The sequence below is a fragment of the Serratia sp. CY33802 genome (assembly GCF_052169095.1).
GTDB classification, from domain to species: domain Bacteria; phylum Pseudomonadota; class Gammaproteobacteria; order Enterobacterales; family Enterobacteriaceae; genus Serratia; species Serratia bockelmannii.
The window spans coordinates 198,983-221,426 of the sequence record NZ_JBJNLL010000002.1 but is presented as its reverse complement, the minus strand read 5'-3'; the positions used below and the strand labels follow the sequence as shown (position 1 = coordinate 221,426).

Below are 22,444 nucleotides of genomic sequence, written 5' to 3'. Positions count from 1 at the left end.
ACTTTATTTTAATGATGATTTATAGTGCTTACATATCGTTAAACACATGTAAGTGTGTTCGGCGCTTGAATGAGAGCGGGAGCCTTAGGGCTCCCGTTTTTTTATTGTTCAAATGCGAGTGAGATATCGGACAGGCTCAGCGAGTGGCGTTAGCCGATTCACGCACGACCAGCACCGGGCAATTGGCGTGGCGGACGACGGCAGTGGCATTGGAGCCGAGGAGATAAGTAATCGCAGAAGGGCGGTTGGAACCCATCACGATAATCTCCGCGTTAAGCGCATCAGCGAGTTCCAGGATCTGATCTTTGGGATCGCCGACGGCCACATGGGTGGTCACTCTATCCTCGGGAACGCTGAATTGTTTCGCCGCTTTTGCCAGCCCCTCGGTCGCTACCGCAATAGTTTCATCTTTGGTTTCCACCGCCGCGGTGGCGGCAAAGCCGAAGGCCGCGTAGGTGGCGCGCGACGGGATCACCGCCAGGAAATGAACGTGGGAGTCTTCGAGCCTGGCGAGCGCATTGACATGCGGGATGACCTGCTGTGTTAATTCCGGCTCGGTAATATCCACGGGAACCAAAATAGTTTTGTACATACTCCCTCCTTATCGTTATCAAATAACTCCACTTCTTGGATTATAGCCGTTCGACGCCGGGAAAGGGGAGATCCGTATGGCAAACCTGAGAACGTTGTCTGCTGAAATGTCAGGTGGTTATCGACGTTCTCATTAAACGCGGGCAGGCACGGTTGGTGTTTGAGTTGGGAGGGAGCCATGGGCTCCCTAGGTTTTAGCGGGCTAAGATTATCGGAACCTTAATGAGGGATCTCTGAAACCTCTTTGACTTCCGTCTTGTTGATTTGCTGTTTAACGCCATTGGCATCGGTATAACCGAGCAAACCGGCAGAGGTTTCTTTCGGTTTACCGTCACTGATGAGCGTTCGGCCATCGTGGGTATGAATAGCGTAGCTGGTGCGTGTGCAGCCTGACAGTGTGGCGATAGCAACCAGGGCGATCGCGGGAAGAACAAGCGCTTTTTTCATTTGAAGCTCCTTTTAGTTATCCAACTCACTCATGTTTGCAATCTGGTCTCGATTGATCTGTTCCGTTTTGCCCGTTTCTGCATTTCGGTAGGAGACTAACCCGGTATCTTTATCGACTTGAGGCTTGCCGTCGGTGACAATAGTCTTGCCATCCGTTGTTTTAATCGCCTGATTGGAAGCGCAGCCCGCCATGAACATCACCGTGGTCGCAGTAAGAAGCGCGGCAAAGAGTCGTTTACTTTTCATACTTACCATCCTGGTTACTTAAATGAATTTAATGGCAGGAAAGTAAGTATAGGCAGAATCTCCAGATTGCTAGCGTTAAAAGTGCTTTTAATGCGATAAAAAATTAAGAATTTCTTAATTTATTGATGGGATGATTGCCCATCCGAGGGATGTCGATAAGTCATGGCCTTCAGGCGTACGGCCCGCCGATGGGGTTAGGGTTTCATATCATCATCTACTCACGATTTTCCGCGTGCCAGAGCTTGATGTCATTGGCGGTTTTACGTGAATTCTGTATAAGTATTGACCGGGGGTCTTGTCAAATACCACGTTGATTTGGCTGATAATCATCCATAAGGACAGGGATATGAAAATTACGCATTCAGGCTACAAAACCGGCGCCGCCATATTATTGGCGGGAATGTTCGCACTGGCATTAACGGGGTGTGCCAAGAGTACTGCCCCCAGCCAAAGCAATCCGGAAAATAAAAAGGTTGACGATCTTTTCGCCAATCTTGGCGACCCAAAGGCGCCGGCACCGGGAAAAGAGAAAGAACGCTATATCGCCCAGTTGCAGGCCGTGATTCAAAGTCATTTGAAAGATGCCGAAGCCTACTCGGGCAAGCGTTGCACATTGCGTATCACGCTGGCGCCGGACGGTATGCCAATCGGTGTTCGAACTGAAGGAGGCGATCCGGATCTTTGCCGCGCCGCCATGAAGGCAATTGCCGATTCGCGCTTCCCTAAGCCGCCGACGGCAGAGGCCCATAATGCGTTCCAAATTATCACGTTGCAACTGCGTCCTTAAGCAGCTAGATGAAATAAGGGGTTGGGATAACGCAGTGTTTTGCAGCGGGATCTTTTAGTAAAAAATTTAGGTGTTCACGTGACTTCCACCAGCCTGTGCGGCTGGTGGATTTAGATTTAAGTCTTTATTGTCCGTCTTAGTTTTAAGCAAGATGCGCCTTTGTATTCGCATTGGCCAAATATTTGGTAACCCAGATGTTGAGCTATTTTAACGGAAGGCCGATTGTTTTCACCGATAAGGCAAACTGTTTGAGCGGGTGATAACGTGCTGTCAATCCATTGATGCGCTGCGGCAGCCGCTTCTTGCGCGACTCCCTGACCTTGGGCCTCCCGGGCAATAATCCATGCGGCTTCAGGGCTCCCATCGAAGTCATTGCCCAGACCCCGATGAAAATCCGCCAACCCGGTCTCGCCCAGGAACTGTCCGTCCACTTTGCGAAATATGGCGAACAGCCCATAGCCGAAAACCGACCAGTGGCCAATATAGCGCAGTAGTCTATTCCAACCGTCTTCAGGTGAAAGATTGGGGGCGCTGATAAATTTGAACAGTTCCTTATCTGTAAACATGGCATACCAGGCATCGAAATCGGCCAGGTTGTGAGGACGTAATATCAACCGTTCGGTTTCGATGTGCACGGCAGGGAGTAAAGGCATAACGGTTCCTTTTCTGCGTTGCAGCGTATCGTAATGTTACCCTGAGAGAACGAGCGATAATTTCCCGTCTTGGCGCGCAGATGACAAGGTTACGGCTAAGGTGCGGGCAAGCTCTTTGTCGCAAATCACTTTATCATTGGGTTTAACGCGCCGGCTACTTGTTTGGTATTACCGATACATCATCGCGCTCACGCGCTCGGCCCGATCTTTAAAACCGTTGCTGCGCATCGTTACCACATAGTAGCGATAGTGATGTTTCTGTGCGTATTCGCGCACCAGATCTTCGGCGAACAGGCCGCTGAAGGTGACGGTGGTGACGAATGTCAGCCCTTTCACTTCGTAGGTGCTGATCTCTTGCGGGGTGCCGGTATACGGCGGCGGGAACACGGTTTTGTGGAACTGGCAGCCCGCCAGCAGCAGGGTAAACAGCAGGGCGGCGGAGATTTGCGGTATTCTCATCGGGAAAAGCTTTCCTTCCTTGGCGTGTGTTTTAGTAACTCTATAATAGGATTACAAAATTCGGCGGGGATGTAAAAGTTATCCCGCTTCGGTTGCCGTTTCGTTGAAGCGGTGTCGCCGTCACCCATCAGAATGAAGGGGTAAACATGTTTGTTCGTCTTGCCACTGAAACCGATGCCGCAGCCCTGATCGCCCTCGACAGCGTCGCCGAAGACGAGCCGCAGCGCACGGCGCAGATCCGCACCTGGTGCGCACAGAGTGTCTGCTATCTTGCCGAAGAACGGGGCGTGGTGATGGGCTACGGTGTGCTGCACTATCACTTCTTCGGCTGCGGCTTTGTCGAGATGCTGATGGTCGGCGAGCGCTATCGCCGCCGGGGCGTCGGGCAGGCGCTGATTGCGGCGTTGAAATCCCATTGCCGACATCCGAAGCTGTTCACCTCCACCAATCGTTCCAACCTGCCGATGCAGCGGCTGCTGTTGAACGCCGGGTTTGTCGCCAGCGGCCAAATTGACAATCTCGATGACGGCGACCCGGAGCAGGTCTTTTTCATCCCGCAGCGCTAATACAGCCGGACATCGACCGCCTGCTGTTGCAGCCAGGTGCTGACGTAACCATAAGCGGCATAGAAGGCCAGCAGCGCGAAGAGCAGCACGGAAAGCGAGGCCAAAAACTTGACGTCGCCGTGCTTTGACAGCTGATAGGCGCAATAGATAAAGGCTAACAGGCACAGCAGAGTGAAGGCGATAGCCAGCGTGGCGTAAAAAATAAGCATAACGAAACCCGTTCTTCCTTGTAAGCGCGGCAAGGATACCACAGACAAAAAAAGGGGCCCAATTGGGCCCCTGTGTGATTTGCTGCGAGAGGGTTACTCCGCCGCCGCGTCGGGATGATTTTTGCCTTCCTCGATGAATTCTTCGTCGATCTCTTCGATGTTCTCCTCGCTGTCGCGGCCGGACAGGATGTTCCAGCAGGCGATGAACAGCGCGGCGATCAAGGGCCCGATGACGAAGCCGTTGATGCCGTAAATCTCCATGCCGCCCAGGGTGGAGATCAGGATCAGGTAGTCCGGCATTTTGGTGTCTTTGCCTACCAGCAGTGGGCGCAGAATGTTGTCCACCAGGCCGATCACCACCACGAAGAATACCACCAGGAAAATGGCTTTCCACAGCATGCCGGTGGCGAAGAAGTAGATCACCGCCGGTACCCAGATGATGGCGGAGCCCACGGCCGGGATGATCGACAGGAACGCCATCAGCGCGCCCCACAGCAGGCTGCCGTCGATGCCGGTAAAGTAAAATGCCAGCCCGCCGAGCGCACCTTGCACCACGGCGACCACCACCGTGCCCTTGACGGTGGCGCGGGAGACGGCGGCGAACTTCACGAACAGGTGGTGCTTCACGTGCTGGGAGAGCGGCAGCGCTTCGAGCGCCAGGTTCACCAGATAGGGGCCGTCTTTCAGCAGGAAGAACAGCAGGTAGAGCATCACGCCGAAGCCGACGACGAAGTTGAAGGTGCCTTTGCCGATCAGGAAGACGCTGCCCGCCAGATATTGCCCGCCCTTGAGCGCCACGTCGGAAAGCTGCTTTTGGATCTCGGCGGCGCTGTTGAGGTTATGCTCCGCCAGGAAGCGCTGCGCCCAGCCGGGCAGGTGACGCATAAAGTCCGCCAGCATGGTCGGCAATTGGCTGTTGTTGGTTTGCAGCTTGGTGTAGATCACGTTGAATTCCATCGCCAGCGATGAGGCGATGATCGCCAACGGCGTGAACACGATCAGACAGATCAGCGCCACCGTCAGCAGCGACACTACGCCGTTGCGTTCGCCGACGTACTGCTTCAACTTCTTTTTCACCGGATGGAAAATCACCGCCAGAATAACCGCCCACAGCACTGAGGAGTAATAAGGCCCCAGCACGTCGAGAAAGGCGGCGGTAACGATGAACAGGATCAGAATAAAGAATCCCTTGGAAATGCCTTTAGACATCATAGTCGTCCCTCAAAAGATGAATTTTCAGCATAGATGAACTGAATGAAAACAACACTATCATCACCTTTGCTTAACCGGTAGGGGATTTTTAACGGCGTATACCATAGGGTTACTAAGGGAAAGGCGGGCGCTGCAGGGTGAACAGGCGGCGGCGCGAGAAAAGAAAGAGGGCTAAATAATTAACAAAATTTATCGATTGTGTTTCATTTTGTGAGCCGCGCTTGCCGCCTGCGCCAGGCTTTCCTAGTTTTTAGGAGGGCGGCCTTTCGTCCGATATCACGAAGGAGTATGCAAATGACTGAACACAAACGACTCGGTGTCATCGAGAAAACGCTACTGATCGCCTTTGCCGGCCTGCTGGTGTATTTCGCGGCCACTGGCGCCTTGTCATTGTCGGGTCTCGATCATCATTGGCCTTATCCTTCGCGATAGGCAGGCACCTGCACCAGGGAAAATTCAGCACCGCTTATAACAAACAGAACGACTTTTCTGCTTATCACCCTGCATTATGCCGCCTGCTGAGAAAAGCCAGCGCCAACAGTGCCCCCAACAGGGCCGCCGCCAGCACCAGCCACGCCGGCGCCGCCCAACCGGCTGCGGCCACGATGGCGCTCAGCGCGACCGGGCCGATCACCTGGCCGAGATAGTTCCCTTGCATCACCAGCCCCAGGCTCAGCGGCAACAGCGTGGGCTCCGGCGTCGCCGCCGGCGTGGCGGCCAGAATGGTGGCGGGCAGCATGCCAGCGATGGCGCAGAACAGGAAACACAGTGGGATCAGCAGGCCGTTGGGCGTCATCGGCAGGAAAATGCCGATGCCGAAGATGCCGATGACCAGGCTGGTAGCCGCGAGCAGGCTACCGGCCCGCAGACCGCGCGACAGCAAGAACCCGGCGGCGAGGTTGCCGATGATGTTCGCCGCCACCGCCGCTGCGCTGATGCCGCCGGCGGCCGCTAGCGACAGGCCGATGCGCTGCATCAGGAAGATCGGCAGAAAGGTCATCACCGAGAAAAACTGCAGGTTGTAAGTGGTGAACATCAGCGCCAGCAACAGCGGTTGGCGTGCCCGCAGCATCGCGCCCAGCGCATGCCGCAGCTGCAACGGCGGAACGCGCGTCTTGGCGGCGCGTCGGGGCGTGGTCAGCGGCAGCAGCAGGGCGGCCAGCAGCGTCAACGCCGCACCGGCCTGCCAACTCTGTTGCCAGCCGGCGAGATGGGGGCCGAAAAACAATGAAATGGCGATGCCCGCCGGCATGAAGGTGCTCCAGATGCCGAACACCAGGCTGCGCTGCGCCGGGGCGACGATGCGGTTCAGCACCGCCGGCGAGGCGACCACCACGATCACGAAGCCGAGGCCTTCGACAAAGCGGCTGACGATCAATCCGTTGAAGTCGTGCAGCGTGGCGCCGGTAAAGCTGGCGGCGCTGACGATCAGTAACCCCGCCGCCAGCAGGCGCCGATCGCCCCAGCGGCGCACCAGCAGCCCGGCGGCGATGCCGCCGAACACCCCGACGAAAGGAAAGGCCGAGATGACCCAGCTCAGCGTTTCGAGCGAACGGCCGAATTCGGCCTGCAGCGCCGGTAGCGCGATGGTGGCCTTACCTACGTGCAGCGCCGCGGCGATGCCGGCGAACAGCACGTTGATGACGGCTAGCCAGGGCGTAGCGGCGGGAAGGACGCGGTCGATGGCGTCCGGTTTAATCGCGGTCATAACACTCTCCAGAGGCGGTAACGCCCTCACTATGCGTCTGCGCCATGACAGACGTCGTTCAAATGCTGCGCTATCACGCGGAGAAATTATTCATTTCGAGCTTTATTTTTGCGCACCTCGTTGTTTGGTTCGCCAGCGTACCACCCTGCGTGGACGCGGGTGTCCGTTCAGCGGTTTACTGTTCCGGCACGCAGCGAGCGTGCCCGATCAATTTTATTTATAAGGAGCAGTGTATGTCAGAGATGATGAATGAAAATGGAGCGCCGGTGATGGAGTGGAGCTATGGCGGCCGGGGTGATGATATCAGCAGCAGCCTGAGCCTCGACACGGTTGAGGAGCAACCGCAGGGTTTCTTGATGACGGTCGATCGGCCGGTGCAGATCTTTAAAGAAGCGCTGTCGCCGATGATGGCCTTTGTCACGCTGCTGCGCCCGCTATACGCCAAGACGGGCGAGGGCTTCCAGTACGTGCCGGTTTCCAACCCCTGGACCGACGTGCAGCGCCTGCCGGCCAGCGCAGGCTATCTGGGCGTGCAGGTTAACGCTGGCCTGTTCTTCCACGGCGCCAAACCGACGCACTATAAAGATCGCGACGGCCAGATGAAACCGATTGACGGCGGCACTATCCTGCAGAACATCACCGTGCTGCATCAGGTGGCGCAGCCGCTGGGCCCGGGCGAAGGCGGGATCTGAGGCTGAAACGTCATCACGGGGCCGGACGCGGCCCTTATCTCGCCTTGAAAACCGCCCTTGGCTTGGGTAAAAAGGGTTGTCTATTCAAGGAGAAGAGTATGTACAGCGATAACGAGAAAAAATTCTACATCATCCTCAACCGCAACCACGAACCGGCCACTCTGTTTAACGCCTCCTGCCATCTGACGGCGGGCATCACCGATCTTATCGAGCAGCGCGAGTTTCACCACTACCCGAGCAGCCTCGACGGCGTCAGCGCCAATATGAGCCACTACCCGATCGTCATCCTGCAGGCCAAGAACAGCAGCCAGCTCAGCAACCTGATCCTCAAGTGCAAGGAGGAGGGCGTGCTGTCCAACTTCTTCACCACCACCATGCTGTCGCACTCCGCCGAGCAGCAGATCGCCGACACCGCCAATACCCCCTACGAGCAGTTGGACTTCGTGGCGGTGGCGCTCTACGGCGACACTGAACAGCTTAAACCGCTTACCAAGAAGTTCTCCGTCTACCGTTAATCGCGAACGGCATCACATCAGGGGCGGCAACGTCTATGATATTTTTCCATCAAATCGTTGATGGAGATGAACATGAGCGGCAAGAAAACCACCATGGCGGCCATCGCCAGAGAGGCGCGGGTCGGCATCGCCACCGTCGATCGGGTGATCAACCAACGCGCGTCGGTGCGGCCCGCCACCCAGCGCCGGGTGATTGAGGCGGCGAAAAAGTTGGGGTTCGCGTTGGAAAAGTCCCACTGCCTGTCGGCGGTGCTGGGCAGGCCGGAACGCCGCCTGAGAATGGGGTTCATCCTACTGCGGCGCGAACACTCTTTCTATGCGCAACTGGCTGATGAACTGATGGTGCAAGCGGCGCCGTATCATGAGCCGGGGCAGCCGCCGCAGTTCATCTTCCACTCTCTCAATGCCATCGGCGATACCGCCGCCGCCATTAGCCAATTGAGCCGCCAGGTGGACGCGATCGGCGTGTTGGCGCTGGATCACCCCCTGATCCACTATGCCGTAGAAGAAGCCGCGCAGGCGGGCATCAACGTTTTCGCGCTGCTGTCGGATTTATCGGTGCCCAGCCGCGCCGGCTACATCGGTCTGGATAATCAAAAAGCGGGCCGCACCGCCGGTTGGGCGGTGGACCGTCTGTGCCGGCGTCAGGGAGATGTTGGCGTGATCATCGGCGACAACCGTTTTACTTGCCAGGAAGCCTGCGAGATCGGTTTTCGCTCCTACCTGCGTGAGCAGATGAGCGGCCAGCGTGTGCTGGAACCGGTGCGCAGCCTCGAGGACGCGGAAACGGCGCGCCGGGTCACGCGTGAACTGCTGGCGAACCACCCGGAGCTGGCGGCGCTGTACGCGCCGAGCGGCGGTGTAGAGGGCATTATTCAGGCGTTACGAGAGAGCGGCCGGCAGCGCGACATCACGCTGGTGTGCCACGGCCCGGTGCAGGGCGGTGAAATGGCGCTGCTCGACGGCACGGTGGATCTGTTGCTGTGTCACCGCATTTCTGAGTTGGCCGCCACGATTGTCGAGACGCTGCTCGCTGCCGATGAACAACCGGGATTACGCCACATCATTAATCGCTTCGATGTGATCACCAAAGAAAACCTCTGACGGCCGCTGAGTGGTGTTTGCCGAGGTCATGGCGCAGTCAGGCGTCGCCTCAATTTGATTAAAAACTATCAAATAATTCATCAAAAATAGCGCGATCTCTATCAAAAAATAAAATTTTCATTATTGATGGTTTTGGAATTTTTGTTTGATACTGCCGGCATTCCCCGCAAGAAAGGAGCCGTCGCCATGACTTTGCCTATCGCCAATGCGCCCTGCAGTTGGGGCGTGGATGACCCAAACAATCCCCATTTACCGCCCTACGCCACGGTTCTGCAAGAAGCGTCGTCGGCCGGCTACCGCAGCATCGAGCTGGGGCCGTGGGGCTATTTGCCGACGCAGAGCGAGGCGCTGTGCGCCGCGCTGGAGCAGCATCGTCTGTCGCTGGTGGCCGGCACGATTTTTGACGATCTGGTCAGCGAGGCGAACATTGAGCGCCTGCTGGCCCTGACTCATCGGATATGCCGCAACCTCTCGCGGGCGCCCAGGGCGGAGCCGACCGAGGGCGATCGCGCCGCGCCGCCGTTCTTGGTGATTATCGATTTCGGCAATCCGCAACGCGCCAGGTTCGCCGGGCGCTCAGATTTAGCGCCGCGTTTGTCGCAGGCAGAGTGGCAGAGGATGATCGGGCACATTACGCGCATCAGCGAACTGGCCTGGCGGGAATACGGCGTGCGGCCGGTGGTGCATCCGCACGCCGGCGGCTGTATCGAGTTCGCCGACGAAATCGACCGGTTGGCGGCGGACATTCCGCATTACACCGCCGGATTGTGCCTGGATACCGGCCATCTGTATTACGCCGGGCTGGACCCGGCGGCCTGGCTGAGCAAGCACTTTGAACGTCTCGATTATCTGCACTTTAAAGACGTCGATCCGCTGGTGTTCCGCGAGGTGCTGGCGCGCGGCGTCGATTTTTTCACCGCCTGCGCCGAGGGTGTCATGTGCCCGTTGGGCTGCGGGGCGATCGATTATCCGCAGCTGCGCGCGCTGTTGGCCGAGCGCGGATACCGGGGCTGGATCACTATCGAGCAGGAACGCGATCCGCGCAATGTGCAGGGCAGCCTGCAGGACGTCACCGCCAGCTTGCGCTACTTGCGCGGCCTCGGCTTTTAATCAGGAGAAACACGATGATCAACGGCAGCAAACCTTTGGCGAGATCGTTGCGTTGGGGCATGGTCGGCGGCGGCGGCACCAGCCAGATAGGTTACATCCACCGTTCGGCGGCCTTGCGCGACGGCGCGTTTACTCTGTTGGCCGGCGCGTTTGACATTGACGCCGAACGCGGGCGTGATTTTGGTCGGAGCCTGGGCGTGGTGGCGGAGCGCTGTTATGCGGATTATGCCGAGATGTTCCGCGCCGAAGCCGCGCGGGCGGACGGCATTGAAGCGGTCTCGATCGCCACGCCGAACAACACCCATTACGCCATTTGCCGGGCGGCGCTGGAGGCGGGATTGCACGTGGTGTGCGAGAAGCCGCTGTGTTTCAGCGTCGATGAGGCGCAGGCGCTGGCGGCGTTGTGCGAGCGGCAGCGCAAAGTCATCGGCGTGACCTACGGCTATGCCGGGCACCAGATGATTTTACAGGCCCGGCAGATGATTGCCGATGGCCGTCTGGGGGAAATCCGGCTGGTGAATATGCAGTTCGCTCACGGCTTTCACGCCGCGCCGGTGGAGCAGGATAATCCCAGCACTCGCTGGCGGGTCGATCCGCGCTTTGTCGGCCCCAGCTATGTGCTGGGCGATCTGGCGACCCACACGCTGTTTCTGGCGGAAACCATGGCGCCGCAGCTGAAGATCCGGCGGTTGATCTGCAGCCGGCAAAGCTTTGTGTCGTCGCGCGCGCCGTTGGAGGACAACGCCTATGTGCTGATGGAGTATCACAACGGCGCCGTCGGCTCCGTGTGGTGTTCGGCGGTCAACTGCGGTTCGATGCACGGTCAAAAGGTGCGCATCGTCGGTGAAAAGGCTAGCCTGGAGTGGTGGGATGAACAACCCAATCAGCTACGCTTCGAAGTGCAGGGCGAGCCGGTGCGGATCCTGGAGCGCGGCATGCCCTATCTCGATGCGCCGGCGTTGGCGGACGATCGCATCGGCGGCGGTCATGCGGAGGGGTTGTTTGAAGCCTGGTCGAATCTCTACCGCCGCTTCGCGCTGGCGATGGACGCCACCGATCGGCGCGACGCGGCCTTCCTGGCCGACTTCTGGTACCCGGACGTGCAGGCCGGCGCACTGGGCGTGAAGTGGGTGGCGCGCTGCGTGCAATCCGCTGAAACCGACGCCGGCTGGGTTACCTTCGACTGAGTGCGCGATTCGCTCAGACGCTGGCCCCGTCGTAGCGGTGGATCTGTAACGCATCCAGCGCGACGTCAGGCACGCAGCGCAGGTTAACGGCGCACATCGCGGCGCCGTCCGGCGCGGTACCGTAGGCGAAGGGCTGGGCACCGCAGGTCCGGCAGAACTGATGGCGGATCCTGTGGTGATTGAAAGTGTAAGTGCTGAGCTGGTCCTGACCGCTGTTGAGCGTGAAAGCGCTGATGGGGAAGAACGACAGCAGCAGCCCTTTGCGGCGGCAAATAGAACAGTTGCAGCTGAGGGCTTCAGTGGGCAGTTCGGCGTCTACGGAGAAGGTGACGGCGCCACAGTGGCAGCTTCCCTGGAATGACATGGCGATGATCCTGTATCAGGGGGGAGTGTTTGCCCAGTATAGTGCAATTTATCGTCACTCGGCCGCGCCCGGCTTGGTTTCCTTAGTAAATGCGCGGTTTTCTGGTAGGTTAGAGGTTAACGTCATCAAAAGGAGATCGCGATGTTAGAACATTACTATCCGGCCAATATGGGCGCCGAACCGGTCACGGACGAACAGCACAAACGGCTGGTGGCGGTGCAGGCGGCGCTGGAACTGATCAAGGCCACGCTGTCGGATACCAACGATGGCAACGGCGTGGACTTCCAGCTGAAAGCGGCGGAAAAGCACATCGGCCCAATGGCCGACGCCATTCAGGAAGCTCTGAAGTAACGGTTCGCCGTCACCTCAACCGCCCGCATCGGGCGGTTTTTTTTTGCGCTGATTACTGCGATTTTTTTAGTGGCGCATTGCCTTTTTCCCGGCTGGTGCCGTAAGCGGCGCGATCCTACTCTAGCGATCCGAGTCCTCATCAGGGTCATGCTCATGTTCCGCTTCAGTCTCTTGTCTTTCTTATTGTTGCGCCGCCGGCGCGTCACCCAGCTGGCCGGCGCCACACTGCTTCTCGGCGTCGTTATGCAGGCGCAGGCCACGCAACGCATCGAGTTTTCGCCGGATCCCGCCGGCGCCTACCCTGAGGGCATCGCCTGGGAGCCGCGCGCCGGTGCGTTCCTGATCTCCTCCCTGCGCGGTGGCCAGCTGGGCCTGGTCTACCCGGATGGCCGCTATCGGCGGTTTTCCACCGACAAGGGACTGATTACCACCTCCGGCATGCTGGTGGACACCGAGCGCAACCGGGTGCTGGTATGCAACGAAGACGTGGGCGTCTCCCTCCATTCAGCCCCTGGCACGCGCAATCGCGTGGCGCAGGTGCTGGAGTTCAATCTCGATACCGGCGCGCTGCAGCAGACGTACGATCTCTCATCGTTAAGCCGTGGGCCGACGCTGGCCAACGATCTGACGCTCGATGCGCAGGGCAATATCTACGTAACCGACAGCTTCCAGCCGCAGATTTACAAGATCGACCGGGCAACGCGCCACGTGTCGATCCTGGTGCGCTCATCGCTTCTGCTGCCCGCCGACGCACCCGCCGCTGCGCAGGGCACACAGCCTTATCTCAACGGCATCGTCTATCACCCGGATGGCTACCTGATTGCGTCGGACTACACCCGCGGGCTGCTGTGGAAGGTGACGCTGGATAACACGCCTGCGATAAGTGAAATCAGGCTGCCGCATCGGCTGAAAGGGCCGGACGGGCTGCGGCTCAAAAACGCCAACGAATTGGTGATCGTACAGTCTTTTCCGGCTGAAAAGGGGAGCATGTCCGGCGACGTGACGCTGCTCGCCTCGGCCGACGGCTGGGCCAGCGCCCATGTCGCCGCGGTCGCCACGCCGCCGGGATTGGATGGGCCGACCGGCGCCGCGTTGCGCGATGGCGAGGTGTGGGTGGTCAACTCCCGTTACCCCAAACTGTTTGCTGACGTCGCTCAGGCGGAGAGCATCAGGACGTTCAGCATCGTCAAGGTGGCGTTAGCACGGCCTGCAGCTGAGGCACGCTGATCGATGACGGTTGCCAACCTTGTCGGAATAGGATTAAATGCTGCCCTGACTGTATAAATAAACAGGGGTGTTGCAATGAGCCTGGCGCTGAAGGGTGAGAAGATCGAACGTAACCGCTTTACCGGCGAGAAGATTGAAAACGGCAGCTTTATGCTGTGTGATTTTTCGGGTGCCGATCTGACCGGCACCGAATTTATCGGCTGCCAATTCTACGATCGCGACAGCCGACAGGGCGGCAACTTCAGCCGCGCGATACTGAAAGACGCGAGTTTTAAAAGCTGTGATTTATCGATGGCCGATTTTCGTCATGCCAACGCGTTGGGCATCGAGATCCGCGAATGCCGCGCGCAGGGCGCCGATTTTCGCGGCACCAGCTTTATGAACATGATCACCAGCCGCACCTGGTTTTGCAGCGCCTATATCACCAAAAGCAACCTGAGCTATGCCAACTTCGCCAAGGTGGTGCTGGAGAAATGCGAGCTGTGGGAAAACCGCTGGCACGGCGCACAGGTGCTCGGCGCCAGCTTCAGCGGCTCCGATCTGTCCGGCGGCGAATTCTCCGGTTTCGACTGGCGTGCCGCCGACGTCACCCAGTGTGATTTGAGCAACGCGGAACTGGGCGAGTTGGATTTGCGCACTACCGATCTGCAGGGCGTCAAAATGGACAGCCACCAGGCCGCGCAGCTGTTGGAGCGGCTCGGGATCGCGATCATCGGCTGAAGAGCTGCCTGATGCCCAGGCTGATGATCAGCACGCCGCAGGCGCGATCGATCCAGGCTTTACTGCGTCGGTAGGCGCTGGCGATCGGCGCGTGCGACAGCACCAGCGCCACCAGGCCATACCACAGGCTAGCGACTACCGCGACCTCCAGCAGCATGGCGGCGAAGGTGGGCATGGAGACATGGGCAGGCGCCGCCGACGAAAACACCGCGGCGTAAAAGGCGACGGATTTGGGGTTGGCGATGTTGGTGGCGACCCCTTGCAAGAATGCCGATCTGAAGCCGGAGTTCACCCCACCCGCCGCGCCGATAACCCCTGAGCCGGGAGCTGCATGGGCGATCAGCCGATAACCGAACCAAATCAAATAACCTGCGCCGGCCACTTTTACCGCTAGCGCCAACCAGGGGAACAAGGCGAAAATTATACCGACGCCGAGCAGGGCGCTGCTCGCCCAGAACAGGTTGACCAAGACAATGCCCGCCACCAGAGCGAAAGCCTCGCTGTGGCGCGCGGAAACGGCTTTGTGGGCGACGGCGACAAAATTGGGGCCGGGGATCACCACGCCAACGATATAGACGGTGAAAACGGCGAGCACGGCTGGCATATCGATCATCGGTTAACGGCCTGTAAGCAGCGAGTTAGCCTTAGTTTTATAATGAATCGCCGATATAATCCAGCAGGGTGAAACCTTTTTTTACCTGCCCGTAGCGACAGGCGTCAGCGGCCTTTTGCGATAATAAATTTATGAGCCATATGAATATAATTTAAAATATATCTTGCTTAAATAAATTAGCTGTGTGTAAATAGCGTCATCGGTTTGTCATACAGACCTTATGAAAGCAGTTTTAGTAAAGCAGTTCTCAGTGTTAGTGATATCCCCCAGATACCTCTTCTTCCGCGAATTTTCTTCTCTAGTGCCCCATAAGTTTCCAATAAAAACAGACCTCTATCGCCCTATGGCGTCGCAAAAATATAAAGGAAATATCTCTATGTCTACTAAAATGACGGGTTTGGTAAAATGGTTTGATGCAGGGAAAGGCTTCGGCTTTATCACCCCGGCAGACGGCGGCAAAGACGTGTTCGTACACTTCTCTGCTATCCAGAGCAACGATTTCAAAACGCTGGACGAAGGCCAACAGGTTGAGTTCACTATCGAAAAGGGTATGAAGGGTCCTTCTGCCGGCAACGTGGTCGCGTTGTAATTTTCGGTCGAGGTGCGGTTTCTTACGACAGCGATGAGGGTTTAAGCCGGAGCAGTTAAGAAATAACACCTTTAGCCTGAATAAACTCCGGGTTCGCCCGGAGTCTTTATCGATACGTCATTAGCTCAGCAGGAAGAGCGGCAGCGAAATATTCGTTGGCGGACTGGGGTTCGATTCCTCGATGATGTTCCAATAATTAATTATTATTGGCAACAGAAAAACAGATTATCGCATAAATAATAATGCCACTTTTCAGTCTTTTTTTCTGTTGTGAAAAAGTTGTGCTTAGGCTGCGTAATGTTGGAGTGTTGGATGGACGCTTACGCCATAACATGACAGCCGGGAAAGCCACCGGCACATGATCAATAGCCCCGGCCTTAGCCGGGGTTTTTTATGCTCGCGATTTTAACGCTGCGAGTCCAGCAGTTCGTTGTTTTTCACCACGTCCTGCGCCTTGAGGTAGCTCTCGATCAACAGCTGATAGGCCGGGAAGATTTTGGTGTAGACCTCGGCCCACTGCTGAGCGTCGGCACGATTCCAACTACCCTGCAGCTCGGAGGCGACGCCGGCGGTGTCGATCGGCACCACGCCGGCCTGCACCACGCGCGCCAGGGTGATTTCCTGCGCCATTTTCGAGTAGGTGCCGGAGGCGTCGATCACCGCGAACACTTTATAGCCTTCGGCCACCGCGCTGATGGACGGGAAGGCCATGCAGACGCTGGTGATGGTGCCGGCGATGATCAGGGTCTTGCGGCCGGTGGCCTTGACCGCCGCTACGAAGTCAGGGTTGTCCCAGGCGTTGATTTCCCCTTTACGGGCGACGTACTGCGCGTGCGGCGCATTCTGGTGAATTTCCGGGATCAGCGGGCCGTTGGGGCCCTGCGGCACCGAGGCGGTGGTGATCACCGGCAGTTTGCTGAGGGTAGCGATGCTGGCGAGGGCGGCGGCGCGGGCGCGCAGCTCGGTCATCGGCATATCGGCGACGGTCTGGAACAGGCCGCTCTGGTGGTCGATCAGGAGCATGACTGCGTCATTGGCATCAATAACAGGACGCTGGCCGTTGAAGTTGGCTGGAGTGCTCATGGTGTTTTCCTTTTCTCGTCGTGAGGTCAGTGGGTATCTTCTTTGATTGATAAGGCTGAAACTCAGCACTTGCCTATAGTGTAGGGAGAAGAGAGAAATCCGGTAGAGCCTGAAGTCGGGATACATCGTTCCATAAATGGAACGATTTTGACGCAGGCGAAGGGCTCGGCGCTGGGCTAAACTTAAGGTGCATAAGAAACATGCGGCAAGGAACGCCATCCTGTTCATGGGTTTGACGCGGAGGGCCACCGTCATGGCTTATCAGCATATCGTTGTCGCCACGGATCTCAGCGAAGACGCCGAGTTTCTGCTGGGCAAGGGCGCCAGGCTGGCTGCCGCGCTCCATGCCAAACTTTCCCTGATCTATATCGACATCCACCGCGCCGGCTATTACGTCGATCTGGGCGTGGGAGATTACAACTACACCGATCGCACCTTTTCGGAGCGGGTGAAGAATATGCTCAATGCGATCAAAGGGCAGTCGTCCTACCCGGTCGAAGAGGTGATTGTCAGCCGTGGCGCGTTGACGGAAGAGCTGAACCGGGTTGCGAAAGAGAAAGGGTTCGATCTGGTGATCTTCGGCCATCACCACGATGTCTGGAGCCGGCTGGTTTCTTCGGCGCGTCAGGCGATCAATGAGTTGAACGTCGATCTGCTGGTTGTCCCCATCGAGAAAAAATAGTCGCCGCCGCCTGCGGGCGGCGGCCTTTTTTCATTCGTATCGCTTATCTCTGAGCGGCCATAACCGCCTACCCGCAATAATCCCGCTAGCTGACAATCCACCTGACGAATAGTGACTCACCGTGATTTTATTTTATCCATCAATATGTTGGCCAAAATCCGATAAAGGTTAATCCAGCGCATTGAAATCACTGACATACCTCCTTTTGGTTAATAAACCGCACGTTTTGACTGGTTCTCTGGAGAGAGGCGTCTTATCCTCGGGGCAATGAGATTTGTATGACTTATATAAATACGTTCACATGGAGGAGGTCTCATGCGTTTTGACAATAAAGTCGTGGTTATCACCGGTGCGGGCAATGGCATGGGGGAAGCGGCGGCGCGGCGTTTCTCCGCCGAAGGCGCCATCGTGGTGCTGGCCGACTGGGCCAAAGAGGCGGTAGATAAGGTCGCCGCTTCGCTGCCGAAGGGCCGCGCGATGGCGGTGCATATCGATGTTTCCGATCACGTCGCGGTTGAAAAAATGATGAACGAGGTGGCGGAAAAACTGGGCCGCATCGACGTCCTGCTGAACAACGCCGGCGTACACGTGGCGGGCAGCGTGCTGGAAACCAGCATCGACGACTGGCGTCGCATCGCCGGGGTCGATATCGATGGCGTGGTGTTCTGTTCCAAATTTGCCTTGCCGCACCTGCTGAAAACCAAGGGCTGTATCGTCAATACCGCGTCGGTGTCCGGCCTGGGTGGCGACTGGGGTGCGGCCTATTACTGCGCGGCGAAAGGCGCGGTGGTCAACCTGACGCGCGCCATGGCGCTGGATCACGGCGGTGACGGCGTGCGCATCAACTCGGTCTGCCCGAGCCTGGTCAAAACCAACATGACCAACGGCTGGCCGCAGGAGATCCGCGACAAGTTCAATGAGCGCATCGCGCTGGGGCGTGCGGCGGAGCCGGAAGAAGTGGCGGCGGTGATGGCGTTTCTGGCCAGCGACGACGCCAGCTTTATCAATGGCGCCAACATTCCGGTCGATGGCGGGGCGACCGCCTCGGACGGCCAACCAAAGATCGTCTAAGCGTTAACCTACAGGCCCGGCCAGGATGACCGGGCCTGTTGTTTTTAGACGCCGATGCGGTCGCGCAGCGTGTAGTAGGCCGCGCCGATGGCGGTGAACGGGATCTGCAGATTGCGTCCACCGAAGAACGGCAGGTGCGGCAGCTTGGCGAAGGCGTCGAAGCGTTCGGCGTCGCCGCGCATCAGCTCGGCGATCAGCTTGCCCGCCAGATGGGTGCAGGTCACGCCGTGGCCGCTGTAGCCCTGCATGTAGTACACGTTATTCTCCAGCCGGCCAAACTGCGGCATGCGCGACAGCGTCAGCAGGAAGTTGCCGGTCCAACGATAGTCGATGCGCACCCCTTTCAGCTGTGGGAAGGTCTTCAGCAGCTTCGGCCGGATCAGGTTATCGATATCGTCCGGATCGCGCGCGCCGTATACCACGCCGCCACCGTACAGCAGACGATGATCGGCGGTGATGCGGTAGTAATCCAGCAGGTAGTTGCAGTCCTCCACGCAGTAATTCTGCGGGATTAGCGCCTGCGCGATCTCCGGCGCCAGCGGTTCGGTGGTCACCACCTGAGTGCCGCACGGCATGCTGCGCTTGGCCAGCCGCGGCTCCAGCTTATCGCCCAGGTAGGCGTTGCCGGCGACGATGACGAAGCGCGCCTTCACCTGGCCGTTGGCGGTGCTGATGAGCGCCGGTTCACCGTGGCGAATGTTCGTCACCGCCGATTGCTCGAAGATGCGCCCACCCTGCAGGCGGATCGCCTCGGCCTCGCCCAGCGCCAGATTGAGCGGATGGATGTGGCCGCCGCTGTGATCGAGCAGCGCGCCGACGTAGCGATCGCTGGCGACCTCCTGACGCACCCGATCCGCATCGAGCAGCTCGAGCTGGGTATTGCCGTAGCGCTCCCAGTTGCGCTTTTGCTCGATCAGCGCATGGAACTGCTTGTTGTTCAGGGCGGCGAAGATGCCGCCGGGGCGGTAGTCGCAGTCGATGGCGTAGCGGCTGATGCGGCTGCGAATGATCTCCGCGCCTTCGAACATCATGCTGCCGAGCAGGCGGGCGCTTTCCGCGCCGTAACGCTCTTCAATCACATCGATGTCGCGGCTGTAAGAGTTGACCAACTGGCCGCCGTTGCGGCCGCTGGCGCCGAAACCGATGCGCGCCGCTTCCAGCACCACCACGTTATAGCCGGCTTCCACCAGGAACAGCGCGGAGGAGAGGCCGGTATAGCCGCCGCCGATCACGCAGACGTCGCATTCGATCGATTCATTCAGTTGCGGATAGGGCTGATGTGCGTTGGCCGTGGCCGCATAGTAGCTTTTTACGTGTTCAGTCATGAGATAAGCCCTTATTCCAGCGAGATCCAGGTGGTTTTCAATTCGGTGAATTTGTCCAGCGCGTGCAGCGATTTGTCGCGGCCGTTGCCGCTCTGCTTGTAGCCGCCGAACGGCACGGTCATGTCGCCGTCGTTGTAGTTGTTGACGAACACCGTGCCGGCCTTCAGTTGGCGCGCCATGCGGTGCGCGCGCGCCAGATCGCGGGTCCAGACCGCGGCGCCGAGGCCGTAGTCGCTGTCGTTGGCCAGCTGCAGCGCCTGTTGCTCGTCGTCGAAGGTGGTCACCGCCAGCACCGGGCCGAAGATTTCATCGCGCGCCACGCTCATGGCGTTGTTCACCTGGGTGAGGATGGTCGGCCCCAGATAGCCGGCGTGGTCGCCCTGCGGATGGTCGCGCCCGTCGAGGAACAACGCGGCGCCCTGGCTCAGCCCCCGATCGATATAGCCGGCCACTTTCTCGCAGTGGCCGCTGTCGATCAGCGTGCCCATCACCGTGTCGGGATCGAGCGGATCGCCGGGGACGAAGGCCGCCGCGTGTTTGCGCAGCGCCTGCAGGAACGCTTGCTCAATGCTCGCTTCGACCAGCAGGCGAGTGCCGGCGATGCACACCTGTCCCTGATTGTAGAAGATGCCGGCGGCGGCGCTGTGGGCAGCCTGATCCAGATCCGGGCAGTCGGCAAAGACGATGTTGGCGCTTTTGCCACCGGCCTCGAGCCAGACACGCTTCATATTCGATTCGCCGGCGTAAATCATCAGCTGTTTCGCCACCAGGGTGGAGCCGGTGAAGGTGAGGGCATCGACGTCGCGGTGCAGCGCCAGCGCCTTGCCGGCGTCGTGGCCATAGCCGGGCACCACGTTCAGCACGCCGTCCGGCAACCCGGCCTGCTGCGCCAATTTGCCGAGCAGGATGGCGCTCAGCGGCGATTTTTCGGAGGGTTTGAGTACCACGCTGTTGCCGGCGGCCAGCGCCGGACCGAGTTTCCAGCAGGCCAGCAGCAGCGGGAAGTTCCAGGGCACGATGGCGCCGACCACGCCGATCGGCTCGCGCTCGATCAGCGCCAGCGCCTCGCGGCCGGTGGGGGCGATTTCGCCGTAGACCTTATCGATCGCTTCGGCGTACCAGCGGATGCAGCGGATGGCGCCCGGCACGTCGTCGCGCAGGCTGTGGCGGATGGGTTTGCCGGTGTCCAGCGTTTCCAGCAGCGCCAGCTCTTCGTGATGCTGCTCCATCAGATCGGCGAAACGCAGCAGCGTGGCTTTGCGCTGCGCCGGGGCGGCCTGCGCCCAGTCGCCGCGTTCAAAGGCGCCGCGCGCCGCACTGACTGCCCGATCGATGTCGGCGGCTTCACCACGTGCGACCTGTGCCAGCTCACGGCGACCGGCGGGATCTTCCACGGCGAAACATTTCCCCGCGGCGGCCGGCTGGTAGCGGCCGTCGATAAACAGCTGGTGCTCAATCTTCAGGGCCTGCGCCCGTTGTTGCCAATACTGCAAGTGGTGAAAGTTCATGCCTGGCTCCGTTGATCAGAATGTCGTCGGCGTATGGGCGCTGATAATCCGGCAAATGCGCGCCGACGTGTTGCTGAAACTGTGGGGGATGCCGGTATTGATGGCGTAGCTCTGCCCGGCCAGCAGGTGATAGCTCTGGCCGTTGACCTGCAGCACCACTTCGCCCTCCAGCAGCGTGCCGATCTCTTCCCCTTGGTGTTTGATGCGCTCGCCGGTGGTGGTGCCCGGTTCGTAGGTCTCGATCATCATTGCCAGCGTGCGGTTCGGGTCGCCGTTGTGGATCAGCTTCATCGAAACGCCCTGGCTGCCGATTTCGATCAGGTCGTCGCTGTCTATCACGATCTGTGGCTCAGCCGGTTTTTCCGGCTCGGCGAAAAACGCCGACAGCGACAGACCGTACACCGTCAGCAGCTTTTGCAGCGTGCTGATGGCCGGGCTGACCTTATCTTGCTCGATAGTACTGATGGCGCTGTGGGTTAACCCAGACAGTTCGGCGACCCGGCGCTGCGACAACCCTAATTGTTGACGGATCTGCGACAGACGTTTTCCCGGTGCCAAGCTGACGTCGCTCATGGGCGTTTTTCCTTTTGATAGTTCCGACAGGCGGTAATGAAACCATCAAACAACAGGCGCGACAGGGCGTACTCGTCGCTGTTCCACTCCGGGTGCCACTGCACGCCGAGCGCGAAGGGCTGATCTCGCACGCTGATCGCCTCCACCAGCCCGTCGGCGGCGTGCGCCTCGATGCGAACGCTCGCGCCCAGGGTTTTGGCGCCCTGGCCGTGCAGCGAGTTCACCCAGAATCTGTTGCAATCCGGTATCAGTTGCGAAAGCAGCCCCCCTTCCTGAACGATGACTTCGTGGGCGGGGGCGTATTGCTGTTCCAGCGGCAGGTCGTGATCTTCACGATGCTCCAGCAGCTCGGGCAGTTCGTACAGGCGGCGATGCAGGGTGCCTTGGGTGGCGACCACCATCTCCTGCATGCCGCGGCAAATGGCGAAAAGGGGAATGCGCCTGTCGAATGCCTGGCGGATCAGCGCCAGGCTCAACGCGTCTCGGCCAGGATCGGCGTCAGGCTCATCGCCGTTTTCACCATAAAGGTGCGGCTGCACATTACTGGGGCTGCCCGGCAGCAAAATGCCGTCGAGGCGCGGCAGCAGTTCTGCCAGCATTTCCGGCTCCGCCAGCGCGTGCGGCAGGGCGATCGGCAAGCCGCCGGCGGTGATAACGGCATTCAGGTACTTTTCTTGCAAGGTCTGTGTGAGGTGCCCGTTTAACCTATACCTGCACATGACGACGCCAATGACTGGTCTGTTAAATATATTGTCCATGCTATCCCCTTGGTACGTTCGAAATTATGAACGATAAGCTTCTCCACCGCCGATTTCGTTCAATATTCTATAAATCTAGCAGTCGATTGGGCAA

At 58.7% G+C, this 22,444-nt stretch carries 29 protein-coding genes and 1 pseudogene; 15 read left to right on the top strand and 15 right to left on the bottom strand.

The features are described from left to right. Nucleotides 1-136: 136 nt before the first annotated feature. From uspF to ACJ8HA_RS07570, 3 genes are all read right to left on the bottom strand, one after another. The gene (uspF, locus tag ACJ8HA_RS07580; RefSeq protein ID WP_442515280.1) at nt 137-592 is read right to left on the bottom strand and encodes a universal stress protein UspF; all 456 of its coding nucleotides are present in this window, start codon (nt 590-592) and stop codon (nt 137-139) included. Between the two features lie 218 nt (nt 593-810). Next, the gene (locus ACJ8HA_RS07575; protein ID WP_025302531.1) at nt 811-1,038 is read right to left on the bottom strand and encodes a YgdI/YgdR family lipoprotein; all 228 of its coding nucleotides are present in this window, start codon (nt 1,036-1,038) and stop codon (nt 811-813) included. A 12-nt stretch (nt 1,039-1,050) separates the two neighbouring features. Continuing rightward, nucleotides 1,051-1,284: a YgdI/YgdR family lipoprotein gene (locus ACJ8HA_RS07570; protein WP_019454814.1), complete on the bottom strand. Its 234-nt coding sequence runs from the start codon at nt 1,282-1,284 to the stop codon at nt 1,051-1,053. A gap of 346 nt (nt 1,285-1,630) precedes the next feature. Here ACJ8HA_RS07570 and tolA point away from each other — a divergent pair, with 346 nt between their 5' ends. Further along, nucleotides 1,631-2,071: a cell envelope integrity protein TolA gene (tolA, locus tag ACJ8HA_RS07565; protein ID WP_043141467.1), complete on the top strand. Its 441-nt coding sequence runs from the start codon at nt 1,631-1,633 to the stop codon at nt 2,069-2,071. A 116-nt stretch (nt 2,072-2,187) separates the two neighbouring features. On the opposite strand, the gene ACJ8HA_RS07560 is transcribed toward tolA, so the two are convergent. Then, complete coding sequence (locus ACJ8HA_RS07560) at nt 2,188-2,724, bottom strand: GNAT family N-acetyltransferase (RefSeq protein WP_025302533.1); 537 nt, start codon at nt 2,722-2,724, stop codon at nt 2,188-2,190. Nucleotides 2,725-2,892: 168 nt separating this feature from the next. Then, nucleotides 2,893-3,183 carry a hypothetical protein gene (locus ACJ8HA_RS07555; protein ID WP_442515279.1) on the bottom strand — a complete coding sequence of 97 codons (291 nt, stop codon included), beginning with the start codon at nt 3,181-3,183 and terminating at the stop codon, nt 2,893-2,895. A gap of 146 nt (nt 3,184-3,329) precedes the next feature. Here ACJ8HA_RS07555 and ACJ8HA_RS07550 point away from each other — a divergent pair, with 146 nt between their 5' ends. Beyond that, a complete protein-coding gene (locus ACJ8HA_RS07550; RefSeq protein WP_164099523.1) occupies nt 3,330-3,749 on the top strand; it encodes a GNAT family N-acetyltransferase in 420 nt (139 codons plus the stop codon). Here ACJ8HA_RS07550 and ACJ8HA_RS07545 read toward each other — a convergent pair. Together ACJ8HA_RS07545 and ACJ8HA_RS07540 are read right to left on the bottom strand one after the other, a co-directional pair. Beyond that, entirely contained in the window at nt 3,746-3,958 is a 213-nt protein-coding gene (locus tag ACJ8HA_RS07545; RefSeq protein WP_025302536.1) for a hypothetical protein, read from the bottom strand. The two genes, ACJ8HA_RS07550 and ACJ8HA_RS07545, sit on opposite strands and share 4 nt — an antisense overlap. A gap of 93 nt (nt 3,959-4,051) precedes the next feature. Next, nucleotides 4,052-5,170 (bottom strand): AI-2E family transporter, encoded by a 1,119-nt coding sequence (locus ACJ8HA_RS07540; RefSeq protein WP_025302537.1) that lies wholly within the window; start codon nt 5,168-5,170, stop codon nt 4,052-4,054. 294 nt (nt 5,171-5,464) lie between these two features. Between ACJ8HA_RS07540 and ACJ8HA_RS07535 the strand changes: the two genes are divergently transcribed. Then, entirely contained in the window at nt 5,465-5,602 is a 138-nt protein-coding gene (locus tag ACJ8HA_RS07535; RefSeq protein WP_162837928.1) for a hypothetical protein, read from the top strand. Between the two features lie 64 nt (nt 5,603-5,666). Here ACJ8HA_RS07535 and ACJ8HA_RS07530 read toward each other — a convergent pair whose 3' ends face one another. Beyond that, complete coding sequence (locus ACJ8HA_RS07530) at nt 5,667-6,878, bottom strand: MFS transporter (RefSeq protein ID WP_089195804.1); 1,212 nt, start codon at nt 6,876-6,878, stop codon at nt 5,667-5,669. Between the two features lie 233 nt (nt 6,879-7,111). On the opposite strand from ACJ8HA_RS07530, the gene ACJ8HA_RS07525 reads away from it, so the two are divergent. The 5 genes from ACJ8HA_RS07525 to ACJ8HA_RS07505 all read left to right on the top strand — a co-directional run bounded on the left by ACJ8HA_RS07525 (nt 7,112) and on the right by ACJ8HA_RS07505 (nt 11,486). Next, the gene (locus ACJ8HA_RS07525) at nt 7,112-7,570 is read left to right on the top strand and encodes a hypothetical protein (RefSeq protein ID WP_043141449.1); all 459 of its coding nucleotides are present in this window, start codon (nt 7,112-7,114) and stop codon (nt 7,568-7,570) included. A gap of 98 nt (nt 7,571-7,668) precedes the next feature. Beyond that, nucleotides 7,669-8,085: a DUF2000 domain-containing protein gene (locus ACJ8HA_RS07520; protein ID WP_004941246.1), complete on the top strand. Its 417-nt coding sequence runs from the start codon at nt 7,669-7,671 to the stop codon at nt 8,083-8,085. A gap of 72 nt (nt 8,086-8,157) precedes the next feature. Next, entirely contained in the window at nt 8,158-9,189 is a 1,032-nt protein-coding gene (locus ACJ8HA_RS07515) for a LacI family DNA-binding transcriptional regulator (protein ID WP_089180813.1), read from the top strand. A gap of 186 nt (nt 9,190-9,375) precedes the next feature. Beyond that, on the top strand, nt 9,376-10,299 hold the full coding sequence (locus ACJ8HA_RS07510) for a TIM barrel protein (protein WP_164067585.1): 924 nt from the start codon (nt 9,376-9,378) through the stop codon (nt 10,297-10,299). A 14-nt stretch (nt 10,300-10,313) separates the two neighbouring features. Beyond that, on the top strand, nt 10,314-11,486 hold the full coding sequence (locus ACJ8HA_RS07505) for a Gfo/Idh/MocA family protein (RefSeq protein ID WP_325976061.1): 1,173 nt from the start codon (nt 10,314-10,316) through the stop codon (nt 11,484-11,486). Nucleotides 11,487-11,499: 13 nt separating this feature from the next. On the opposite strand, the gene ACJ8HA_RS07500 is transcribed toward ACJ8HA_RS07505, so the two are convergent. After that, nucleotides 11,500-11,850 (bottom strand): GFA family protein, encoded by a 351-nt coding sequence (locus tag ACJ8HA_RS07500; RefSeq protein ID WP_047575702.1) that lies wholly within the window; start codon nt 11,848-11,850, stop codon nt 11,500-11,502. Nucleotides 11,851-11,991: 141 nt separating this feature from the next. Here ACJ8HA_RS07500 and ACJ8HA_RS07495 point away from each other — a divergent pair, with 141 nt between their 5' ends. The 3 genes from ACJ8HA_RS07495 to ACJ8HA_RS07485 all read left to right on the top strand — a co-directional run bounded on the left by ACJ8HA_RS07495 (nt 11,992) and on the right by ACJ8HA_RS07485 (nt 14,148). After that, the gene (locus ACJ8HA_RS07495) at nt 11,992-12,201 is read left to right on the top strand and encodes a hypothetical protein (protein WP_004941260.1); all 210 of its coding nucleotides are present in this window, start codon (nt 11,992-11,994) and stop codon (nt 12,199-12,201) included. Nucleotides 12,202-12,354: 153 nt separating this feature from the next. Then, the gene (locus tag ACJ8HA_RS07490) at nt 12,355-13,428 is read left to right on the top strand and encodes an SMP-30/gluconolactonase/LRE family protein (RefSeq protein ID WP_060447693.1); all 1,074 of its coding nucleotides are present in this window, start codon (nt 12,355-12,357) and stop codon (nt 13,426-13,428) included. A 75-nt stretch (nt 13,429-13,503) separates the two neighbouring features. Next, nucleotides 13,504-14,148: a Qnr family pentapeptide repeat protein gene (locus tag ACJ8HA_RS07485; protein ID WP_025302545.1), complete on the top strand. Its 645-nt coding sequence runs from the start codon at nt 13,504-13,506 to the stop codon at nt 14,146-14,148. Here ACJ8HA_RS07485 and ACJ8HA_RS07480 read toward each other — a convergent pair. Then, complete coding sequence (locus ACJ8HA_RS07480; protein WP_442515278.1) at nt 14,138-14,761, bottom strand: LysE family translocator; 624 nt, start codon at nt 14,759-14,761, stop codon at nt 14,138-14,140. The two genes, ACJ8HA_RS07485 and ACJ8HA_RS07480, sit on opposite strands and share 11 nt — an antisense overlap. 376 nt (nt 14,762-15,137) lie before the next feature. Here ACJ8HA_RS07480 and cspE point away from each other — a divergent pair, with 376 nt between their 5' ends. Then, nucleotides 15,138-15,350 (top strand): transcription antiterminator/RNA stability regulator CspE, encoded by a 213-nt coding sequence (gene cspE / locus ACJ8HA_RS07475; RefSeq protein ID WP_025302547.1) that lies wholly within the window; start codon nt 15,138-15,140, stop codon nt 15,348-15,350. A 114-nt stretch (nt 15,351-15,464) separates the two neighbouring features. Next, a pseudogene (locus ACJ8HA_RS07470) lies at nt 15,465-15,542 on the top strand. 213 nt (nt 15,543-15,755) lie between these two features. Here ACJ8HA_RS07470 and ACJ8HA_RS07465 read toward each other — a convergent pair. After that, nucleotides 15,756-16,433, bottom strand: coding sequence for an isochorismatase family protein (locus tag ACJ8HA_RS07465; RefSeq protein WP_016928046.1), 678 nt, complete (start codon nt 16,431-16,433; stop codon nt 15,756-15,758). A 253-nt stretch (nt 16,434-16,686) separates the two neighbouring features. On the opposite strand from ACJ8HA_RS07465, the gene ACJ8HA_RS07460 reads away from it, so the two are divergent. Further along, complete coding sequence (locus ACJ8HA_RS07460; protein WP_025302548.1) at nt 16,687-17,115, top strand: universal stress protein; 429 nt, start codon at nt 16,687-16,689, stop codon at nt 17,113-17,115. A 315-nt stretch (nt 17,116-17,430) separates the two neighbouring features. Next, a complete protein-coding gene (locus tag ACJ8HA_RS07455; protein WP_016928044.1) occupies nt 17,431-18,186 on the top strand; it encodes an SDR family NAD(P)-dependent oxidoreductase in 756 nt (251 codons plus the stop codon). Between the two features lie 44 nt (nt 18,187-18,230). Here the strand turns inward: ACJ8HA_RS07455 and ACJ8HA_RS07450 are convergent, their stop codons facing one another. The 4 genes from ACJ8HA_RS07450 to puuD are packed head-to-tail and all read right to left on the bottom strand — an operon-like array spanning nt 18,231 to nt 22,350. Further along, entirely contained in the window at nt 18,231-19,511 is a 1,281-nt protein-coding gene (locus tag ACJ8HA_RS07450) for an NAD(P)/FAD-dependent oxidoreductase (protein ID WP_025302550.1), read from the bottom strand. 11 nt (nt 19,512-19,522) lie between these two features. Continuing rightward, nucleotides 19,523-21,019: an aldehyde dehydrogenase PuuC gene (puuC, locus tag ACJ8HA_RS07445; RefSeq protein WP_164067583.1), complete on the bottom strand. Its 1,497-nt coding sequence runs from the start codon at nt 21,017-21,019 to the stop codon at nt 19,523-19,525. 15 nt (nt 21,020-21,034) lie between these two features. Next, nucleotides 21,035-21,592 (bottom strand): HTH-type transcriptional regulator PuuR, encoded by a 558-nt coding sequence (gene puuR / locus ACJ8HA_RS07440; RefSeq protein WP_016928041.1) that lies wholly within the window; start codon nt 21,590-21,592, stop codon nt 21,035-21,037. Next, on the bottom strand, nt 21,589-22,350 hold the full coding sequence (gene puuD / locus ACJ8HA_RS07435; protein ID WP_025302552.1) for a gamma-glutamyl-gamma-aminobutyrate hydrolase: 762 nt from the start codon (nt 22,348-22,350) through the stop codon (nt 21,589-21,591). Before puuD ends, puuR begins: the two co-directional genes overlap by 4 nt. Nucleotides 22,351-22,444: the final 94 nt, after the last annotated feature.

Coding starts and splice junctions, on each gene's coding strand:
- ACJ8HA_RS07570 (WP_019454814.1), bottom strand. CDS start 1,284: ATGAAAAGTAAACGACTCTTTGCCGCGCTTCTTACTGCGACCACGGTG.
- puuC (WP_164067583.1), bottom strand. CDS start 21,019: ATGAACTTTCACCACTTGCAGTATTGGCAACAACGGGCGCAGGCCCTG.
- ACJ8HA_RS07520 (WP_004941246.1), top strand. CDS start 7,669: ATGTACAGCGATAACGAGAAAAAATTCTACATCATCCTCAACCGCAAC.
- ACJ8HA_RS07560 (WP_025302533.1), bottom strand. CDS start 2,724: ATGCCTTTACTCCCTGCCGTGCACATCGAAACCGAACGGTTGATATTA.
- ACJ8HA_RS07530 (WP_089195804.1), bottom strand. CDS start 6,878: ATGACCGCGATTAAACCGGACGCCATCGACCGCGTCCTTCCCGCCGCT.
- ACJ8HA_RS07490 (WP_060447693.1), top strand. CDS start 12,355: ATGTTCCGCTTCAGTCTCTTGTCTTTCTTATTGTTGCGCCGCCGGCGC.
- ACJ8HA_RS07460 (WP_025302548.1), top strand. CDS start 16,687: ATGGCTTATCAGCATATCGTTGTCGCCACGGATCTCAGCGAAGACGCC.
- ACJ8HA_RS07465 (WP_016928046.1), bottom strand. CDS start 16,433: ATGAGCACTCCAGCCAACTTCAACGGCCAGCGTCCTGTTATTGATGCC.
- ACJ8HA_RS07510 (WP_164067585.1), top strand. CDS start 9,376: ATGACTTTGCCTATCGCCAATGCGCCCTGCAGTTGGGGCGTGGATGAC.
- ACJ8HA_RS07540 (WP_025302537.1), bottom strand. CDS start 5,170: ATGATGTCTAAAGGCATTTCCAAGGGATTCTTTATTCTGATCCTGTTC.
- ACJ8HA_RS07500 (WP_047575702.1), bottom strand. CDS start 11,850: ATGTCATTCCAGGGAAGCTGCCACTGTGGCGCCGTCACCTTCTCCGTA.
- ACJ8HA_RS07450 (WP_025302550.1), bottom strand. CDS start 19,511: ATGACTGAACACGTAAAAAGCTACTATGCGGCCACGGCCAACGCACAT.
- uspF (WP_442515280.1), bottom strand. CDS start 592: ATGTACAAAACTATTTTGGTTCCCGTGGATATTACCGAGCCGGAATTA.
- ACJ8HA_RS07575 (WP_025302531.1), bottom strand. CDS start 1,038: ATGAAAAAAGCGCTTGTTCTTCCCGCGATCGCCCTGGTTGCTATCGCC.
- ACJ8HA_RS07495 (WP_004941260.1), top strand. CDS start 11,992: ATGTTAGAACATTACTATCCGGCCAATATGGGCGCCGAACCGGTCACG.
- tolA (WP_043141467.1), top strand. CDS start 1,631: ATGAAAATTACGCATTCAGGCTACAAAACCGGCGCCGCCATATTATTG.
- ACJ8HA_RS07505 (WP_325976061.1), top strand. CDS start 10,314: ATGATCAACGGCAGCAAACCTTTGGCGAGATCGTTGCGTTGGGGCATG.
- ACJ8HA_RS07545 (WP_025302536.1), bottom strand. CDS start 3,958: ATGCTTATTTTTTACGCCACGCTGGCTATCGCCTTCACTCTGCTGTGC.
- cspE (WP_025302547.1), top strand. CDS start 15,138: ATGTCTACTAAAATGACGGGTTTGGTAAAATGGTTTGATGCAGGGAAA.
- puuD (WP_025302552.1), bottom strand. CDS start 22,350: ATGGACAATATATTTAACAGACCAGTCATTGGCGTCGTCATGTGCAGG.
- ACJ8HA_RS07550 (WP_164099523.1), top strand. CDS start 3,330: ATGTTTGTTCGTCTTGCCACTGAAACCGATGCCGCAGCCCTGATCGCC.
- ACJ8HA_RS07535 (WP_162837928.1), top strand. CDS start 5,465: ATGACTGAACACAAACGACTCGGTGTCATCGAGAAAACGCTACTGATC.
- ACJ8HA_RS07515 (WP_089180813.1), top strand. CDS start 8,158: ATGAGCGGCAAGAAAACCACCATGGCGGCCATCGCCAGAGAGGCGCGG.
- ACJ8HA_RS07485 (WP_025302545.1), top strand. CDS start 13,504: ATGAGCCTGGCGCTGAAGGGTGAGAAGATCGAACGTAACCGCTTTACC.
- ACJ8HA_RS07480 (WP_442515278.1), bottom strand. CDS start 14,761: ATGATCGATATGCCAGCCGTGCTCGCCGTTTTCACCGTCTATATCGTT.
- ACJ8HA_RS07455 (WP_016928044.1), top strand. CDS start 17,431: ATGCGTTTTGACAATAAAGTCGTGGTTATCACCGGTGCGGGCAATGGC.
- ACJ8HA_RS07525 (WP_043141449.1), top strand. CDS start 7,112: ATGTCAGAGATGATGAATGAAAATGGAGCGCCGGTGATGGAGTGGAGC.
- ACJ8HA_RS07555 (WP_442515279.1), bottom strand. CDS start 3,183: ATGAGAATACCGCAAATCTCCGCCGCCCTGCTGTTTACCCTGCTGCTG.
- puuR (WP_016928041.1), bottom strand. CDS start 21,592: ATGAGCGACGTCAGCTTGGCACCGGGAAAACGTCTGTCGCAGATCCGT.